The following is a 17,569-nucleotide window of genomic DNA, read 5'->3' on the forward strand; positions in this document are numbered from 1 at the left end:
AAACAGCCTCAGTCCCGGTCGGTCAGCCGGCGGCGCAGCGTCAACTCGGTGCCCTCCTCGGTACGGGTCACGTTCATCTCCCCCAGCGCCTGGATCAGCGCCAGCCCGCGTCCCCGGAAGCTCGACCCGCTCGACTCCCGCCAGCGCCCGCTGTCCCGGATGGTCGCGGTGACCGTGCGGTCGGCGATCGTCACCTCGACCTCGATCGTCGGTTCCGCCGGGTCGACCGGGTGTTCGATCGCGTTCGCCGCCGCCTCGGACACCGCCACCGTCAGGTCGAACAGGTCGGTCTCGCCGACCTGGTGGGCGACGAGGAAGTCCTCCAGCCGCTTGCGCAGCACGCTGAGCCGGGTCGGGTCGGCGGGCAGGCGCAGCGCGAACCGGTTCAGTTCGGCCGCCTCCAGCGCGAGCACCGCCACGTCGTCGTGCCGGGACCGCCCGGCCACCCGGGCCATGACGGCGTCGACCAGGTCCGCCACGTGCCCGGCGCGCGTCGACGCGTCCGCCCGCAACTGGCCCAGCCCGGCGTCGATGCCGGCGGAGCGGTCCTCGATCAGGCCGTCGGTGTAGAGCAGGAGCCGGTGGCCCGGGGCGATCTCCCCCTCGGCGGCCGGGTAGACGGCGCCGGGGATCGCGCCGATCGGCGGTCCGAGGGCCCGATCGTGCAGGAACGCCACGTCGTCTCCTCGGATCAGCAGGGGTGAGGGGTGGCCCGCGCTGGCGTACCGGATCCGCCCGGTGCGCGGGGAGAAGCCGAGGCAGACCACTGTGGCGAAGGAGCCGCTGCCGGCGGAGTGGACCAGCCGGTTGAGCCGGGTCAGCGCCTCCCCCGGGTCGTAGCCCTCCAGGACGTACGCCCGCAGCGCGTTGCGGAGCTGGCCCATCGCCGCGGCGGCCCGCACGCCCTTGCCCACCACGTCGCCGATGACGAGCACCAGGTCGTCGTCGGGGGTGGCCATCACGTCGTACCAGTCGCCGCCGACCTCCACGTCGGCGCTGCCTGGCAGATAGCGGCTGGCCACCACCGCGCCGGGCAGCTGCGGCAGCGTACGTGGCAGCAGGCTGTGCTGGAGCGTGGTGGCGATGTGGTGCTCGGCCTCGTAGAGCTGGGCGTTCTCCAGCCGTACGCCGACCAGCCGGGCCAGCTCGGTCAGCGCCGCCTCCTCGGTGCCGCCGCCCTCCCGGCGCCACACCAGCAGCTCGCCGAGCTGCTCGCCGGAGGTGCCGGTGAGCGGCAGCACGACGCTCGGCTCGGCGGGCAGGTCGCCGCCGGCGTCCTCCTCGTGGCGGGCCCCGGTGGCGGTGACCCGGACCCGTCCGGCCTCGGCCAGGCGCAGCGCGTGCCGGGCGGCCACCCGTACCACCTCGGCGGTGGACCGGGCGGTGTTGATCTCCACGGCGGCGTCGGCGAGTGCCCGCAGCCGGCGGATGATCTGCCCGCGCAACTGGCCCAGCTCGACGTTGGCCCGCACCCGGGCCACCAGCTCCTGACTGGAGAACGGCTTGGTCAGGTAGTCGTCCGCGCCGGTGGACAGGCCGGCGACCTCCTCGGCGGCGCCGGCCCGCGCGGAGAGCAGCACGATCGGCACGTGCCGGGTGGCCGGCTCGGCCCGCAACGCGGCGACCAGCCCGAAGCCGTCCAGCCGGGGCATCATCACGTCGGTCAGCACCAGGTCGAACGGGGTCTCGACGGCCAGCCGCAGCGCCTCCACGCCGTCCGGCACGGCCACCACCTCGTACGCCGGGGAGAGGAGCCGGCAGACGTGCTCGCGCAGGTCGGGGTTGTCGTCGGCGAACAGGATGCGGCCGGACCCACCCGGCGAGCCGGACGGCTCCGGCAGGCCGGTGGGACGGGCCACCTCGTCGGTCCAGAGTGCCGTCTCGGCGACGTACAGGCGGGCCTGCTCCGGTTCGCTGAGCGGCACCGGCGACAGCGCGGCCACCCGGTCGGCGGGCAGGTGCGCGTACCCGAACGGCAGTGTCACGGTGAACGTGGTGCCGCGGTCGACGACGCTGCGCGCGGTCACCGTGCCGCCGTGCATCTCGACCAGCTCGCGGACCAGCGCGAGCCCGATGCCGGTGCCCTCGTGGGTACGGGAGCGGGCGCCGGCCACCCGGTGGAACCGCTCGAAGACCTGCGGCAGTTCCTCCGGCGCGATGCCGACGCCGGTGTCGGACACCTCCAGGACGGCGGCGCCGTCGGTCGCGCGGACCCGGACCCGGATCTCGCCGTCGAAGGTGAACTTGACCGCGTTCGACACCAGGTTGAGGACGATCTTCTCCCACATGTCCCGGTCGACGTAGACCGGCGCGGGCAGCGGCGGGCAGTCCACCACCAGGCGCAGCCCGGCCCGCTCGGTGGCCGAGCGGAACGTGCTGGCCAGCCGGGACGTGTGGTCGGACAGGTCGGTGGGCTGGTAGCGGGCGGCCAGGCGGCCGGACTCCAGCCGGGAGAAGTCGAGCACCGTGTTGACCAGCTTGAGCAGGCGCAGCCCGTTGCGGTGCATGACGGTGAGCCGGTCGAGGTAGCGGTCCGGCAGCTCCCGGTCGGCGAGCATCTCCTCCATCGGTCCGAGCACCAGCGTGAGCGGGGTACGGAACTCGTGGCTCACGTTGGCGAAGAAGTTGGTCTTGGCGCGGTCCAGCGCGGCCAGCTCGGCGGCGCGGGCGCGTTCCTGCTCGTACGCCCGCTGCTTGCCCACGGCCCGGGACACCTGCGCGGCGACCAGGTCGACGAAGTCGCGGTAGTCGTCGGTGAACGGCAGCCGGCGCGACACCCCGAGCAGCAGTACGCCGGCCGGCTCGTTCGTGGCCGTCAGCGGCAGCAGGAGCGCCTGGTCGGCGGCGTCCGGCGGCACCGCGCCCGGCAGCTCGGCGGTGGCGATCCAGCGCGGCTCGGTGAACGGCTCGCCGTCGGGCAGGCCGGGCGGCGGACCGGCGACGGTGGCCGGATCCACGCCCGAGCAGCCGCCCGGCACGAGTGTGCCGCGCTCGTCGGCGAACCACAGCGCGCTGAACGGCACGTCGGCGCGGTGGGCGTCGAGCACCCGAGTGACGGCTTGGCCCAATTCGAGCAGGCCCGGCACGTCGCCCAGCTCGTTGCCCAGCTCGGCGAGGGCGCGCAGCCGGCGCTCGCCGAGCACCCGGCCGGTGGTCTCGTTGACGAAGCAGAACAGACCGCCGACGGTGCCGTCGGCGCTGCGGATCGGGTCGTACGAGACGTCGAAGTAGACGTCCTCCAGGAAACCGTGGCGGTCGAGCACGAAGGGGTGGTTCTCGCCCCGGTACGGCACGCCGGTGCGGCGCACGCCGTCCAGCAGCGGGCCGAGCACGTCCCAGGTCTCCGCCCAGTGCCGCCGGGCGGGCTGCCCGATCACGGCCGGGTGCTTGTCGCCGATGGTCGGCCGGTAGGCGTCGTTGTAGAAGGCCAGGTGCTCCTCGCCCCAGAAGACGACCATCTGGGCGCGGGACGACAGCATGGTGCTCACGGCGTGGCACAGCGCCGCGGGCCAGCGGTCCGGGCTGCCGAGGGCGGTGGTGGACCAGTCGAAGCCGCGCAGCCGGCCGCCCATCTCACCGCCGGCGGCGAACGCCGCGGCGAGCAGCGGCGGTAGTGACGCCTCGCCGGCCGCGGGGGACGAACGACCGTCCTCCCCGCCCCCGTGGGCCGAGCTCATGTAGCCTCCCGCTCCGGCCATGATCGTGACGGCCGGCGATGCTCCGCCGACCGTCCCCGCCTACTACCCCGACGGAGGAGCAACGTAACGCACCCGCACCGTTCGACGCTGGTTACCTCGGCCTCATCCTGGCGTAACCGACGGCCCGGTGCGACTCGGGCGGTCACCGCCCCGGCGACGGGACCGCCGATCCGCCCGTCCCCACCTACGAAACGCGGGTGTGTGATCTGGCCGACACGGCGGCCCGGACCAGCGCGACCACCGGCCGCGGATCCGGTTCGTTCTCCGGATGCCACTGCACCCCGAGCACGAAGCGCCGCGCCGGATCCTCCACCGCCTCGATCACCCCGTCGCCGGCCCAGCCGGTGACCGCCAGGCCGCCGGGGTCGGCCACCGCCTGATGGTGGTACGAGTTGACCCGGTCCACGCCGGCCATCACCCGCCCGGCCAGGCTGTCCTCGGCGAAGCGCACCGGATGCGACCCGTAGACGCCCGGCGCGGGACGGTGCCCGTCGTGCCCGACCACGTCCGGCAGGTGCTGGTGCAGCAGACCGCCGTACGCCACGGCGAGCAACTGCATGCCCCGGCACACGCCCAGCACGGGCAGGTCGGCGGCGAGCGCGGCGGTCAGCAACGTCGTCTCCCCGGCGTCGCGCTCCGGCCGGCTCTCGGTGCGCGGGTCCGGCGGCTCGCCGTACCGCTCCGGGCCGACGTCCGCGCCGCCGGCCAGCAGCAGCCCGTCCAGCAGCCCCAGCACGTCCGCGTCGAGATCGTCAGGGGGCAGCACCACGGCCCGGCCGCCGGCAGCGGTGACCGCCCGGACGTACGCGTGCGGCACGAGCGTCGCCGGTACGTCCCGCCACACCGCCCAGCCGGCCGGCTCGACGTACGCGGTGATGCCGATGACCGGCCTTCTCGCGCTCACAGTGCGCGCTCTCACAGGGGTGTGACGTAGGCGCCGGTGATGCCGCCGTCGACGACGAACTGCGCGGCGGTCATGAACGACGCGTCGTCGCTGGCGAGGAACGCCACGGCTGCGGCGATCTCGGTCGGATCGCCGAACCGGCCCATCGGCACGTGCACCAGCCGCCGGGCGGCCCGCTCCGGGTCCTTGGCGAACAGCTCCAGCAGCAGCGGCGTGGCCACCGGCCCGGGGCACAGCGCGTTGACCCGGATGCCCTCGCGGGCGAACTGCACGCCCAGCTCCCGGGTCATCGCCAGCACCCCGCCCTTGCTCGCCGTGTACGCGATCTGCGACGTGGCCGCGCCCATCAGCGCCACGAACGAGGCGGTGTTGATGATCGAGCCCTTGCCCTGCCGGCGCATGTGCGGGATGACGTACTTGCAGCACAGGTAGACGCTCGTGGTGTTGACCCGCAGCACCCGCTCCCATGCGTCCAGGCCGGTCTCCAGGATCGAGTCGTCGTCCGGCGGCGAGATGCCGGCGTTGTGGAACGACACGTCCACCCGGCCGTGCCGCTCCACCACCCCGTCGAACAGGTCGCGGACCGCCGTCTCGTCGGCCACGTCGGCGGCCACGAACTCGCCGCCCACCTCCTGCGCGGCCCGGGTGCCGGCGTCGGCGTCGATGTCCACGCACACCACCCGGGCGCCCTCGGCGGCGAAACGCCGTACGGTGGCCAGCCCGATGCCGCTGCCCGCGCCGGTCACCACCGCCACCCGGTCGGAAAGCCGTCCCTGCACTGTGATCACTCCTCGGTGCCGATGAACACGTTCTTGACGTCGGTGAAGGCGTGCAGCGCGTCCGGACCCAGCTCCCGGCCGAGGCCGGAGCGCTTCATCCCGCCGAACGGGGTCCAGTAGCGCACCGAGGAGTGCGAGTTGACGCTGAGGTTGCCCGACTCGACCGCGCGGGCCACCCGCACCGCCCGCCCGACGTCCCGGGTCCAGATCGAGCCGGAGAGCCCGTACTCGGTGTCGTTGGCGAGCCGGATCGCGTCCGCCTCGTCGTCGAACGGCAGCACCGAGACGACCGGGCCGAATATCTCCTCCCGCCAGTGCCGGTCGGCCGGGGAGCCGGCGAGCAGCACCGTCGGGGCGTGCCAGAAGCCGGGGCCGTCGGGGCACGAGCCGGTGAAGGCCACGTCCGCCCCGTCGACGTACCCGGCGACCCGGTCCCGGTGCGCGGCGGAGATCAGCGGGCCCATCTCGGCCGTGTCCCGGGACGGGTCCTCCACCCGCACCGCCCGTACGGCTGGTTCGAGCAGTTCCAGGAACCTGTCGTACGCCTGGCGCTGGACCAGGATCCGGGAGCGGGCGCAGCAGTCCTGGCCGGCGTTGTCGAAGACCGCGTACGGCGCGGTGGCCGCCGCCTTCTCCAGGTCCGCGTCGGCGAAGACGATGTTCGCCGACTTGCCGCCCAGCTCCAGCGTCACCCGCTTCACCTGGGCGGCGCAGCCGGCCATGATCCGGGTACCGACCTCGGTCGAGCCGGTGAAGCAGATCTTGCGGACCGCCGGGTGGGTGACGAACCGTTCGCCGACCACGCTGCCCCGGCCGGGCAGCACTGTGAACACGCCCTCGGGCAGGCCGGCGTCGCGGGCCAGCTCGGCCAGGCGCAGCGCGGTGAGCGGGGTCAGCTCGGCCGGTTTCAGCACCACCGTGTTGCCGGCGGCGAGCGCCGGGGCGAATCCCCAGCCGGCGATCGGCATCGGGAAGTTCCACGGCACGATCACGCCGACCACGCCCAACGGCTCGTGGAACGTGACGTCGAGCCCACCGGGCACCGGGATCTGGTGCCCGGTCAGCCGCTCCGGCGCGCCCGCGTAGTAGTCGAGCACGTCGCGGACGTTGCCCGCCTCCCAGCGCGCGTTGCCGATGGTGTGCCCGGCGTTGCGCACCTCAAGGAGCGCCAGTTCCTCCAGGTGCGCGTCGACCTGTGCGGCGAACCGCCGCAGCAGCCGCCCCCGATCCCCGGGCGCCACCCGACGCCACCCCTCGAACGCGGCGGAAGCCCGCGCGACGGCCGCGTCCACGTCGTCAACGGAGCACCCCGGAACGACCCCGATACCGGCCCCGTCGACGGGCGAAATCACCTCACCCACGCGCGTCCCCCTCCCCCTCGCCCCCGCGATCTTGCACTTGCCGCCCCGGCAAAAGTCGCATGACACCCGCACCCGGGGCCGCAAGTGCAAGATCGGCGCGGAGACTGGGGGCGGACACCTCAGAGGCGTTCGAAGCCACGGGTCAGTTCCCAGTCCGTCACGGCGGCGTCGAAGGCGGTCAGCTCGACCTTCGCCTGGTTGGCGTAGTGGTCGGCCACCTCGTCGCCGAACGCCTCCCGGGCCACTGTCGAACGCTGCCACAGGTCCAGCGCGTCGCGCAGCGTGGTCGGCACCCGCTCGGCGTCCGGGTCGTCGTACGCGTTGCCGGTGCACTCGTCGGCCAGCTCCAGCTCGTTCTCGATGCCGTGCACCGCGCCGGCCACCAGCGCGGCGATCGCCAGGTACGGGTTCACGTCGGCCCCCGGCACCCGGTTCTCCACCCGCATCCCCTGCCCGTGCCCGACCAGCCGCAGCGCACAGGTGCGGTTGTCGGTGCCCCAGCGCAACGCGGTCGGCGCGAACGAGCCGGGCTGGTAACGCTTGTAGGAGTTGATGTTCGGCGCGAAGAACAGGCTGAACTCGCGCATGGTGGCCAGCAGCCCGGCCAGCACCCGCTGCCCGGTGACGCTCAGGTGCGCCGGCCCGTCGCCCAGCATGGCCGAGGAGCCGGACGCGTCGCGCAGCGAGAAGTGGATGTGGCAGGAGTTGCCCTCCCGCTCGTTCGGCTTGGCCATGAACGTGATCGACATGCCCTCCTGGGCGGCGATCTCCTTCGCGCCGTTCTTGTAGATGACGTGGTGGTCGGCGCAGCGCACCGCCTCGTCGTACCGGAACGCGATCTCGTGCTGGCCGAGATTGCACTCGCCCTTCGCGCTCTCCGGGGTCAGCCCGGCGCCGGCCATCTCGGTGCGGATGCGGCGCAGCAGCGGCTCGACCCGGGCGGTGCCCAGCAGCGAGTAGTCCACGTTGTACTGGTTGGCCGGGGTCAGGTCGCGGTAGCCACGCTGCCACGCCTCCTCGTACGAGTCGCGGTAGAGCACGAACTCCAGCTCGGTGCCCGCGTACGCGGTGAGCCCGTGCGCGGCCAGCCGGTCGAGCTGGCGGCGCAGGATCTGCCGGGGCGAGGCGACCACCGGGCCGGAGCCGTCCAGCCACTCCAGGTCGGCGAGCAGCAGCACGGACCCGGGCTGCCAGGGCGTCCGGCGCAGCGTCTCCAGGTCGGGGCGCATGGCGAAGTCGCCGTAGCCGCGTTCCCAGCTCGACATCGCGTACCCGTCGACGGTGTTCATGTCGACGTCCACGGCGAGCAGGTAGTTGCAGCCCTCGCTGCCGTTCGCGACCACCTGGTCGAGGAAGTAGGGCGCGTGGAACCGCTTGCCCTGCAGGCGCCCCTGCATGTCGGTGAGGCCGAGCACCACCGTGTCGATCTCACCCTCGGCGACGGCGACCCGCAACTGTTCCAGCGAGAGCGGCGTTGGTTTCATCAGGGGCCTCCATCACCAAGGTCTACTGGCAAACCGGATCACCGTCAATGCCCCGGCGGGGCCGGGTGCGAAACCGAGGAGAGCGGAAGCGCCGTCGTACCGTCGCGGTCGTGGCCGGCGACGACCGCATCCTCCGCTTCCCGCCCGCCCACCGCCGCGCCACGAGCTGACCCTGGGGTACGCGGACAGCCCACCCGGCGTCAGCCACGAACCCGCGCCCAGTCCAGGAAACGGCGGTGCAGGTCCGGCGCGTGGTCGGGATTCAACTGGGCGAGTTGTTCCCGCGCCTCGGCCATCAGCCCGCCGAGATGGAGCAGCAGCGCGGTGCGGTCCTCCCGGTACTCGACGAGTAGCGACAGCCGGGCCGGCTGGCAGGGCCACTCCGCGCCGCAGTTGCGGCACCGCCAGAGCGGACGCATAGGCAGGTGCGGAACCACGCGACGGCCCATCACCGCAGCCTTCGAGCGATTGCACGCGCCTCGTCGTCGCTGAGCGGAAGGAACCAGAAGAACCGCCTGACGATCTCGGGCGGTTCGGGCCCCTCGACTCGGCCACGCAGATCCCGGATCGCGCCGCGCACGAGGAACGCCATCATCCGGATGAGCGCTGCCGGATCGAGCTGATCGCGCGGAATGCGACGCAGAGTGGGACACGGCCACGGCTCCTGACAGCGCTCGCATTTCCAGTCCGGCTGGTACCCGATGTGCCCGATGGCGCTGAGGACACCGACCAGAGCCGTCACCAACGGCCCCCGTTCGCCCGCCACTCCTGCGCCCGTGTCAGACGACCGGGGCTGCCCGGGCGAACCGTGGGAAACACCCGGGTCGGCTCGCGCATCCACGCCGGCAGGTTGCTGCCGGGGTCGCGCTTCGGCAGGGTGGGCAGCTCCCGGGTACGGCACCGGAACCATCGGACACGCACATCGGCCTCCTCGTTGTATGGAGGGGGCCGCCCGGCATCGTCGGGACCGGGCGGCCCCGGGCTGGAATCCGCCCGTGCTCGCCTGCGACGAGCGGATCCGCATGCGTGACAGTCTGGTGAGGACACCGCTACGGTCGGAAGGCATCGAGCCTGGTCACGGCGCACGAGTGAAGCACCGGGCCGGCCGGCAGATGTCGAATGAAGTTCACGCACGGACTGTGGAGGAACTGTGGAGGAACCGACAGCCGATCTCATCCGATCGCAGCTCCGCCGCCTACGGAACGTTGCCGGTCTCAATCAGGAGGAATTCGGCCGGTTGGTCCACTACTCGCCGTCAATGGTGTCCGCCGTCGAAACCGGCAGCCGTCCGTACGACCGGCTCTTCTTGGCTCGTGCCGACGAGGTGCTGAACTCCGGCGGCCTGCTGGTGTCCCTGCTCAAGATGGCCGAACGCGAGGGCTTGCCGTCCTGGCTCCGACCATGGCTCGATGCCGAACGCAACGCTCGACAGCTCCGGTGCTTCCACCCGACTCTCGTTCCAGCCCTGCTTCAGACGGAGAACTACGCCCGAGCGGTGATTCGCTGTGACGACCTACTCAGCGATGCCGACGTGGAGAGCCGCGTGGCAGCCCGCATGGATCGCCAGGAAGTCCTGCGGCAGCCGTCTCCGCCCCAGCTCGTCGCTGTACTCGACGAGGGAATGCTGCACCGCCGCGAAGAGAGCTTCCGTGGGCTGATGGCTCAGCAGATCGAGCACCTGGTCGTCTGTGCCGAGCGCCCGCACATCAGTATTCACGTGCTTCCACTACAGGTCGGGTTGCACATCGGCTTGTCCGGTCCGTTCACTCTGGCGAGAGGCGCGGAGGGCGGTTGGGTCGCCAGCATGGAATGCCAGCTCACCACGAGCGTGATCGACGGTGACGCCGACGTGGCTACGCTTCTGTCGAGATGGGAGATGATCCGGAGTGAAGCTTTGCCCCGCCGGCAGTCTCTCGAGCTTCTGAAAGAGGTGGAGACGTCATGGATGTGAGCGGCGCGACCTGGCGAAAGGCGACCCGGAGTGGCAACACCGACTGCGTCGAGGTGGCTGACAACCTGACGGAAGTGGTGCTGGTACGCGACTCCAAGGACCGGGACGGCGGGACGCTCCACGTCACCCCGACATCGTGGCGGTCGTTCGTCACACTGGCCAAGCAGATGGGGCCTGCGACCTGACCGACAAAGCCATCGCCAAGATCTCCGGACAGCCCAGCGCTCACATCGGCTGGACCCAGGCGGCTCGCCACTGCGGGGACGGGTCCTGGCCGAGGCTGGTCCAGTACTCCCGGCCCTCGACGATCCGCCCGTCGCGCACGGTCCAGAACGACGCGACCCGGTGCACGCCCATCCCCTCGTGCGGCACCTCCACCTCGGACACCACCGTCTCCCCGGACGCCACCACCCGCAGTACCCGGATCGACCAGCCCTCCGGGTACTCGGCGTTGATCTTCACGTAATTGTCGCGGCCCACGATCCGCTCGGCGCTGGCCGGCCACTCCACCACCACGTCGTCGGCCAGCAGCTCGCCGACACCGGTCCAGTCGCGGGCCTGCATGCGATCCCACAGCGCGCGTACCACCGCTTCCGCATTCATAGGCCGGATCATGGCAGGCCCCACCGACAGCTACGACGGCTCGGCGGGCTCCGGCTCCGGATCCGCCTGGTCGACGGTACGGCGCGGGCCGGTGAACCACTTGCGGGCCGAGGCGTACCACCAGATGGCGACGCCGAGCAGCACGCCACCGATCGCGATCGGCGCGTAGTTCACCGCCGTCCAGCTGAAGTCGGGATTGCCGGGCACACCGGCCGGGACGATGGGCAGCACGAAGTAGACCGAGATGACGGCGATCTCGACCACCGCGATCCAGCCGAGCAGCTTGTAGCGCCGACCCAGGGTCCACGGGCCCGGAGTGAACCGGTCGCCCATCCGCAGCCGCAGGAAGATCGGGATGATGAAGGACAGGTACAGCCCGATCACCGCGACCGAGACCACCGCGTAGAACGCGACCGGGATGCCGCCGCGCTGGTAGAGCGCGGGCAGCGTGAGCACCAGCCCGGCCAGCGTCGCGCCGATGATGGCGTTCACCGGCGTGCCGTTGCGGTTGACTGTCGACCAGAGCCGCCAGCCGGGCACCGCCCGGTCGCGGCTGAACGCGTACGCCATCCGCGACATCGACGTCACGCAGCTCATGCCGCAGAAGAACTGCCCGATGGTGGAGATGATGATGACGGCCTTGAAGAAGAACGGCGTCAGCGCTGACTCGAAGATCGCCCCGGAGAAGCCGCCCGCCTCGTTGATCGCGTCCACATCGGTGGCGGCGAACAGGAACGCCAGCAGCAGGATCCAGCCGCCCACCGCCGAGTAGAAGATCGACCGCCACAGCCCCTGCGCGGCGGCCTTCGACGCGCCGCGCGTCTCCTCGGAGACGTGCGCACAGGCGTCGAAGCCGGTGATCGTGTACTGCGTGAGCAGGAAGCCCAGCGGCAGCACGTAGAACCAGAACGCCAGCCCGCCGGTGTCGCCGTCGCCGAAGCCGGAGTTGTTGAACCGCTCGGTGAAGACGAACTGGAAGCTCTGGTGCTTGTCCGGGACCAGGACCAGGATCAGCACCACGGCGGCCGCGCCGGCCACGTGCCACCAGACCGAGACGTTCTGGAGTACGTCGATGATGTGGTGACCGTAGATGTTGATCAGCCCGTGCAGCGCGAGGATCACCACGAACAGCCCGAACGTCTGGTGCCCGGTCCCGGCCCAGCCGTCGAACAGCGCCGACAGCGTCAGGTTGAGGAAGGTGGCGCAGCCGTAGTCGACCGACGCGGTCACCGCGACCAGCCCGATCAGGTTGAGCCAGCCGGTGAACCAGCCGTGCACCGGCCGGCCCATGGTCGCCGCCCACCAGTAGATGCCGCCCGCCGTCGGGTACGCCGACACCAGCTCGGCGAGGCAGAACCCGATGATCAGGATGAACAGCGAGATCAGCGGCCAGCCCCAGGAGATCGCCACCGGGCCGCCGTTGTTCCACGCCTGGCCGAACGTGGTGAAGCAGCCGGCCAGGATCGAGATGATGGAGAACGAGATCGCGAAGTTGGAGAAGCCGCTCCACTTGCGGCGCAGCTCCTGCTTGTAGCCGAGTTCGGCGAGTCGTCGGGCGTCGTCGTCCATCGGCTGCTCGGCGGTCGGCGCGGGCGTCGTGGCCACTGCACACCTCCTCGAGGCGATCCTCGTGCGAGTGCTCGCAGTGTGCTCCCAGCCGATCAAGCTGGTCAATACGTACCCCGGTAATTGCGTTGTGGCCGGATCCCGCCGCGGGCATCATTGTGGGCGTGACCAGGCCCGACCCGACGGGCCGGCACCGGGCGCTCGGCAACGCCCGGTCCGCGGCGGCGCGCGGCGTCCACCTCTCTCTCACTGATGTACGGCGATCGGCCGTACCCTCCGGACGCCCCGCGCCGCCGCACCTCTAGACGAACAGCAGCCCCGCGACCCACAGCGCGGCGATCATCAGGCCGGCGGTGAACTCCAGGACCATCGACAGGCCGGCCGCCTTCAGCGCCTGCACGGTGGCCGGCCAGGCGAGGCGGGTGTCGCCGAGCCGCAGCCGCTCGGCGCCGAAGATCCCGCCGACGAAGCCGATCGGCAACCCGACCACCGGGATGACGAAGAACCCGACCACGCCGAGCAGCCCGCCGGCCAGCAGCGACATGGTGGGCACCCCGGTCCGCTTCAGATTCCGCCCCGGCCAGAGGTACTTCAGCACGGTGCCGCCGGCGGCGATCACTGTGGCGGCGGCGAGCACCGCCCAGCGGCCCGGCCCGGCGTCGCCGAACAGCGTCCACACCAGCACGCCGCCCCAGCACAGCGGCAGTGCCGGCAGCCCCGGCACGATCACCCCGGCCAGCCCGGCGACGATCGCCAGCGCGGCGACCACTGACACCACGGCCTGCGAATCGGTGAGGCTCACCGGATCTCCCTTCCTCGCCTGCCGCGTGCGCGGAAGGTGTTAAGCGGGGCCCCCTGCTATACCGGAGGCGTTAATAGGGGGCCCTTCCTTACCCGCCCAGGCGGGCGCGGATGCCGTCGGCGGGCATGGGGGCGCCGAACAGCCGGCCCTGCCCGGTGTCGCAGCGCAGCGCCCGCAGCCGTTCCGCCTGCACCTCGGTCTCCACCGCCTCGGCCGTCACCGACAGCTCCAGCGCGTGCGCCAGCCGGACCAGCGCGTCCACGATCCGCTCGTCCCGGTGGTCGGCGACCTCGTCCCCGCCGTCACCCCTTATCCCCTCGACGAACGGGCCGGCCAGCTTCACGCAGTGGATCGGCAGCCGCCGCAGGTACGCCAGGTTCGAGTAGCCGGTGCCGAAGTCGTCGATGGCCAGCCGCAACCCGAGGTCGGCGAGCTGGTGCAGCGTCCGCAGCGGCTCCCCGGCGCTGCCCATGACGGCGCTCTCGGTCAGCTCCAGCTGCAACAGCTCGGCCGGCAGGCCGGTGTGCTGCAACGCCTCGGCCACCGTCTCCACGATCGCCGCGTCGTCGGCCTGCCGGGCGGCGAGGTTGACGCTGACCACAGGCGTCGTGTCCGGGTACGCGCGCCGCCACGACTCGGCGTCGCGGCACGCCTGACGCAGCACCCAGGCGCCGAGCCGGACGATCAGACCGGTCTCCTCGGCCAGCCCGATGAAGCGATCCGGCCCGATCAGCCCCAGCTCCGGGTGCTGCCAGCGCACCAGCGCCTCGACCGCCACCATCGTGCCGTCCAGCAACGACACGATCGGCTGGTAGTGCAGCACGAACTCGCCCCGGTCCAGCGCGGCGGGCAGGTTGGCGGCCAGCGCGGAGCGGGCGATGTCGGCGGCGCTGCGCTCCGGGTCGTACACCGCCCACCTGCCCCGGCCCTCCGCCTTGGCCCAGTAGAGCGTGGTGTCGGCGGCCTTCATCAGCTCGCCGGAGCTGGTCTCGGCCGCCGGGCAGTCCACGATGCCGATGCTCGCCGACACGGCGAGCTGCTGGTCGCCGACGTGCACCGGCGCGGAGACGGCGGCCAGGGCCAGCTCGGCGACCTCCACCGCGTCGTCGATGCCGCCGTCGGAGTCGACAAGGATGACGAACTCGTCACCGCCCATCCGGGCCACCAGGTGGCCGCGCCCGGCCACGCAGTCGCTGAGCCGGCGGGCGATCACCTTGAGCAGCCGGTCGCCCAGGTCGTGGCCGAGGCTGTCGTTCACCGCCTTGAAGCCGTCCAGGTCGATGAAGCAGAGCCCGACGCGCTGGTCCGGGCCCGCGCCGTCGAAGACCCGGCCCAGCTCCTCGAAGAACAGCGTCCGGTTGGGCAGGCCGGTCAGCGGGTCGTGCAGCGCCTGGAAGCGCAGCCGCTGCTGCAACTCGTACCGCTCGGTGATGTCCTCCACCATGGCGACGGTGAACCGGGGCCGGCCGTCGTCGTGCCGGATGAGCGAGACCGCGAGGTCGGTCCAGACCACGCTGCCGTCCTTGCGGTAGTAGCGCTTCTCCACCCGGGCGCTGTCCCGCTTGCCCTCGATCAGCTCCTGGTAGACCTCCCACATCCCGGCCGCGTCGTCGGCGTGGAACAACGCCGACACGTTCATCCGCCGCATGTCCGCGACGGTGTAGCCGAGCATGTCCGCGAAGGACTGGTTGACCTCGATGATCTGCCCGTCGACCCCGGCGATGCCGATGCCGATGACAGCGCCGGTGAAGACGGCCCGGAAGCGCGCCTCGCTGTCCCGCAGCGCCTGCTCGACGGTGTCCCGGGCCTGCCAGGCGGAACGGGCGATCCGCTCCTGCTGGCTGAACACCCGGTCGCGCAACGCGCGGGCGAACCCGGCGGCGAACGCGCCCTGGAGCAACGCGACCCGCTCGCGCAGCTCGGGCGACTCCGTGCGGGACGGCAGCACCCAGGGCAGGAACCGGTCACCGAACGCCTGCACCGACCAGTCGAGCACGCCCGGCTCGGTGAGATGCGCCTCGACCAGGGCACGCCCCACCTCCTCCGCCGGGAAGGCGGAGAAGGTGGGGGCGAGCAGGGCCTCGCCGAGCCGCTCGGTGAGCGGCACCAGCAGGCGCTCGGTCTCGGCCGCGCTCAGCGGCACGAACCCGATGCGGCGCACCGCGCGAGCCCACTCGGCTGCGTACGCGGCGGCGCCGGGCCGGCTGACGTCTCCCCCGTCGCTGTCCGGGGCGCGCACGGGTTCAGCCGGCGACGCGGTCGTGCCGGGCCACGCCGCCGAAGGCGCCGAACCGCTCCGGGTGCTCGTCCACGTCCGACGGCGCGTCGGGCCGCCACAGCGGCATGTGCACCACGCCCGGTTCGAGGATCGTCCAGTCGCCGAAGAAGCCGGTGATCTCGGCCCGCGAGCGCAGCGTGATCTCGGTGGCGGTACGCGCCGACAGCCGCTGCGCGTCCAGCATCTCCTGCGGCTGGTCCTCGAACGTGGAGTGGGAGATGACCAGGTAGCTGCCGGGTGCGGCGGCGGCGCGCAGCGTGGCCAGGATGTCGGCCGGGCGGTCGGCGTCCGGCACGAAGTGCACCACGCCGGCGAGCAGGATGCCCAGCGGCCGGTCGAAGTCGATCAGGCCGCTGGCCCCGGCGTGCTCCAGGATCAGCTTCGGCTCGCGCAGATCGGCCAGGATCGCGGTGGCCCGGTCGTTCCCGGCGAGCAGTTCGTGGCTGTGCGCCACCGCGACCGGGTCGATGTCCACGTACACGATGCGGGCGTCCGGGTCGGCGGCCTGGGCGACCTCGTGCACGTTGCCGACGGTGGGAATGCCGGAGCCGATGTCGAGGAACTGGTCGATGCCGGCGTCGAGCAGCACCCGTACGGCCCGGCGCAGGAACTCCCGCCCGGAGCGCATGGTGGCGGCCAGGTTCGGCGTCATGGCCGCGATCTGTTCGGCGAGCTGCCGGTCGATCTCGAAGTTGTGCGCCCCACCGAGGAAGTAGTCGTAGACCCGGGCGGCGCTCGGCCGGGTCAGATCGATCTCGGTGGGCAGGCTCTCCGGCGTCTGCATCGCTCGGTCCCCCAGGTCGTCGTCCGCCGTCGATGGCGGATCATGTGGTCCAGACCACTCTAGGCCGGTACGGCCAGGTATGGGAGATCCACAAGAGGCGATGCTGCCGCCGGTGTCAGGCGTCCGACTCCAGCAGCAGCGAGATGCCCTGGCCGACGCCGACGCACATGGTGGCGAGCGCCCGCCGACCGCCCCGGCGGCGCAGTTCCAGCGCGGCGGTCAACGCCAGCCGGGCGCCGCTGGCGCCGAGCGGGTGACCGAGCGCGATCGCCCCGCCGCCCGGGTTGACGTGCTCGGCGTCCTCCGGCAGCCCCAGCTCGCGCAGCACCGCCACCGACTGCGCGGCGAACGCCTCGTTCAGCTCGATCACGTCCACGTCGGCCAGCGACAGGCCGGCACGGTCGAGCAGCTTCCGGGTCGCCGGGACCGGCCCGATGCCCATGATCCGTGGCGGTACGCCTGCTGACGCGGCGCCGCGTACCCGGGCCAGCGGGGTGAGGCCGTAGCGCTCGACGGCGGCCGCGGAGGCGACGAGCAGCGCGACGGCGCCGTCGTTGACGCCGGAGGAGTTGCCGGCGGTCACGGTGCCGCCCTCGCGGAACGGGGTGGGCAACGCGGCCAGCTTTTCCAGCGTCGTCTCGCGGGGGTGCTCGTCGGCCTCGACCAGCTTCGTCTCGCGCCTGCCGGCGGGCACCGTCACCGGGACGATCTCCTCGGCCAGCCGGCCGTCGGCCTGCGCCTTGGCGGCCCGCTGCTGCGACCGGTACGCGAAGGCGTCCTGCGCGGCCCGGTCCACGCCGAACTCGGCCGCCACGTTCTCCGCCGTCTCCGGCATCGAGTCGATGCCCCAGCCCTCGCGCATCAGCGGGTTGACCAGCCGCCAGCCGATCGTGGTGTCGTACACCTCGGCGGTACGGGCGAACGGCGTGGCCGCCTTCGGCATGACGAACGGCGCGCGGCTCATGCTCTCCACGCCGCCGGCCACCACCAGGTCGGCGTCCCCGGCGACGATCGCGCGGGCGGCGGAGGCGAGCGCGTCCAGGCCGGAGCCGCAGAGCCGGTTGACGGTGCTGCCCGGCACCTCCTCCGGCAGGCCGCCGAGCAGCGCGGCCATCCGGGCCACGTTGCGGTTGTCCTCGCCGGCCTGGTTGGCGCAGCCCAGGATCACGTCGTCGGTACGCGCCCAGTCGACCGAGGGGTGGCGGGCCACCAGCTCGCGGATGACGTGCGCGGCCAGGTCGTCGGGGCGGACCCCGGCCAGCGCGCCGGCGTACCGGCCGATCGGGGTACGGACTCCGGCAACGAGATAGGCCACTGTCATCGCGCGTACGTCCTTCGAGGGTGGGGAAGGGGTCGGTC

At 72.1% G+C, this 17,569-nt stretch carries 15 protein-coding genes; 2 read left to right on the top strand and 13 right to left on the bottom strand.

The annotated features are described in order from the left end of the window. Window positions 1–8 precede the first annotated feature (8 nt). The 7 genes from ACGFIA_RS01640 to ACGFIA_RS01670 all read right to left on the bottom strand — a co-directional run bounded on the left by ACGFIA_RS01640 (window position 9) and on the right by ACGFIA_RS01670 (window position 8,968). Entirely contained in the window at window positions 9–3,677 is a 3,669-nt protein-coding gene (locus ACGFIA_RS01640; protein ID WP_357467341.1) for a SpoIIE family protein phosphatase, read from the bottom strand. A 205-nt stretch (window positions 3,678–3,882) separates the two neighbouring features. Next, a complete protein-coding gene (locus ACGFIA_RS01645) occupies window positions 3,883–4,602 on the bottom strand; it encodes a gamma-glutamyl-gamma-aminobutyrate hydrolase family protein (protein ID WP_357382423.1) in 720 nt (239 codons plus the stop codon). 11 nt (window positions 4,603–4,613) lie between these two features. After that, a complete protein-coding gene (locus ACGFIA_RS01650) occupies window positions 4,614–5,381 on the bottom strand; it encodes a 3-oxoacyl-ACP reductase (protein WP_357382421.1) in 768 nt (255 codons plus the stop codon). Between the two features lie 5 nt (window positions 5,382–5,386). Then, on the bottom strand, window positions 5,387–6,733 hold the full coding sequence (locus ACGFIA_RS01655) for an aldehyde dehydrogenase family protein (protein ID WP_393258584.1): 1,347 nt from the start codon (window positions 6,731–6,733) through the stop codon (window positions 5,387–5,389). 128 nt (window positions 6,734–6,861) lie between these two features. Next, window positions 6,862–8,226, bottom strand: a complete 1,365-nt coding sequence (locus ACGFIA_RS01660) for a glutamine synthetase family protein (protein WP_357382416.1) — start codon at window positions 8,224–8,226, stop codon at window positions 6,862–6,864. A gap of 200 nt (window positions 8,227–8,426) precedes the next feature. Continuing rightward, window positions 8,427–8,675: a flavin reductase gene (locus tag ACGFIA_RS01665; protein WP_357382414.1), complete on the bottom strand. Its 249-nt coding sequence runs from the start codon at window positions 8,673–8,675 to the stop codon at window positions 8,427–8,429. After that, window positions 8,675–8,968 (bottom strand): hypothetical protein, encoded by a 294-nt coding sequence (locus ACGFIA_RS01670; RefSeq protein ID WP_225980672.1) that lies wholly within the window; start codon window positions 8,966–8,968, stop codon window positions 8,675–8,677. Before ACGFIA_RS01670 ends, ACGFIA_RS01665 begins: the two co-directional genes overlap by 1 nt. Window positions 8,969–9,376: 408 nt before the next feature. Between ACGFIA_RS01670 and ACGFIA_RS01675 the strand changes: the two genes are divergently transcribed. Beyond that, window positions 9,377–10,177, top strand: a complete 801-nt coding sequence (locus tag ACGFIA_RS01675) for a helix-turn-helix transcriptional regulator (protein ID WP_357382412.1) — start codon at window positions 9,377–9,379, stop codon at window positions 10,175–10,177. After that, window positions 10,168–10,362: a DUF397 domain-containing protein gene (locus ACGFIA_RS01680; protein WP_357382410.1), complete on the top strand. Its 195-nt coding sequence runs from the start codon at window positions 10,168–10,170 to the stop codon at window positions 10,360–10,362. The genes ACGFIA_RS01675 and ACGFIA_RS01680 overlap by 10 nt, the downstream gene beginning before the upstream one ends. 40 nt (window positions 10,363–10,402) lie before the next feature. Here the strand turns inward: ACGFIA_RS01680 and ACGFIA_RS01685 are convergent, their stop codons facing one another. The 6 genes from ACGFIA_RS01685 to pcaF all read right to left on the bottom strand — a co-directional run bounded on the left by ACGFIA_RS01685 (window position 10,403) and on the right by pcaF (window position 17,531). Next, window positions 10,403–10,780 (bottom strand): nuclear transport factor 2 family protein, encoded by a 378-nt coding sequence (locus ACGFIA_RS01685; protein ID WP_357382407.1) that lies wholly within the window; start codon window positions 10,778–10,780, stop codon window positions 10,403–10,405. A 30-nt stretch (window positions 10,781–10,810) separates the two neighbouring features. Further along, window positions 10,811–12,385 (bottom strand): amino acid permease, encoded by a 1,575-nt coding sequence (locus tag ACGFIA_RS01690; protein WP_357382405.1) that lies wholly within the window; start codon window positions 12,383–12,385, stop codon window positions 10,811–10,813. 262 nt (window positions 12,386–12,647) lie between these two features. Continuing rightward, window positions 12,648–13,148, bottom strand: coding sequence for a DUF456 domain-containing protein (locus ACGFIA_RS01695; RefSeq protein WP_357382403.1), 501 nt, complete (start codon window positions 13,146–13,148; stop codon window positions 12,648–12,650). 88 nt (window positions 13,149–13,236) lie between these two features. Continuing rightward, entirely contained in the window at window positions 13,237–15,387 is a 2,151-nt protein-coding gene (locus tag ACGFIA_RS01700; RefSeq protein WP_357382401.1) for an EAL domain-containing protein, read from the bottom strand. A gap of 4 nt (window positions 15,388–15,391) precedes the next feature. Beyond that, complete coding sequence (locus ACGFIA_RS01705; RefSeq protein WP_357382399.1) at window positions 15,392–16,210, bottom strand: SAM-dependent methyltransferase; 819 nt, start codon at window positions 16,208–16,210, stop codon at window positions 15,392–15,394. A gap of 115 nt (window positions 16,211–16,325) precedes the next feature. Then, window positions 16,326–17,531, bottom strand: a complete 1,206-nt coding sequence (pcaF, locus tag ACGFIA_RS01710) for a 3-oxoadipyl-CoA thiolase (protein ID WP_357382397.1) — start codon at window positions 17,529–17,531, stop codon at window positions 16,326–16,328. Window positions 17,532–17,569: the final 38 nt, after the last annotated feature.

It is taken from the genome of Micromonospora sp. NPDC049203, from assembly GCF_043197215.1.
GTDB lineage: Bacteria > Actinomycetota > Actinomycetes > Mycobacteriales > Micromonosporaceae > Micromonospora.

Coding starts and splice junctions, on each gene's coding strand:
- ACGFIA_RS01660 (WP_357382416.1), bottom strand. CDS start 8,226: ATGAAACCAACGCCGCTCTCGCTGGAACAGTTGCGGGTCGCCGTCGCC.
- ACGFIA_RS01665 (WP_357382414.1), bottom strand. CDS start 8,675: ATGGGCCGTCGCGTGGTTCCGCACCTGCCTATGCGTCCGCTCTGGCGG.
- ACGFIA_RS01680 (WP_357382410.1), top strand. CDS start 10,168: ATGGATGTGAGCGGCGCGACCTGGCGAAAGGCGACCCGGAGTGGCAAC.
- ACGFIA_RS01705 (WP_357382399.1), bottom strand. CDS start 16,210: ATGCAGACGCCGGAGAGCCTGCCCACCGAGATCGATCTGACCCGGCCG.
- ACGFIA_RS01685 (WP_357382407.1), bottom strand. CDS start 10,780: ATGAATGCGGAAGCGGTGGTACGCGCGCTGTGGGATCGCATGCAGGCC.
- pcaF (WP_357382397.1), bottom strand. CDS start 17,531: ATGACAGTGGCCTATCTCGTTGCCGGAGTCCGTACCCCGATCGGCCGG.
- ACGFIA_RS01640 (WP_357467341.1), bottom strand. CDS start 3,677: ATGAGCTCGGCCCACGGGGGCGGGGAGGACGGTCGTTCGTCCCCCGCG.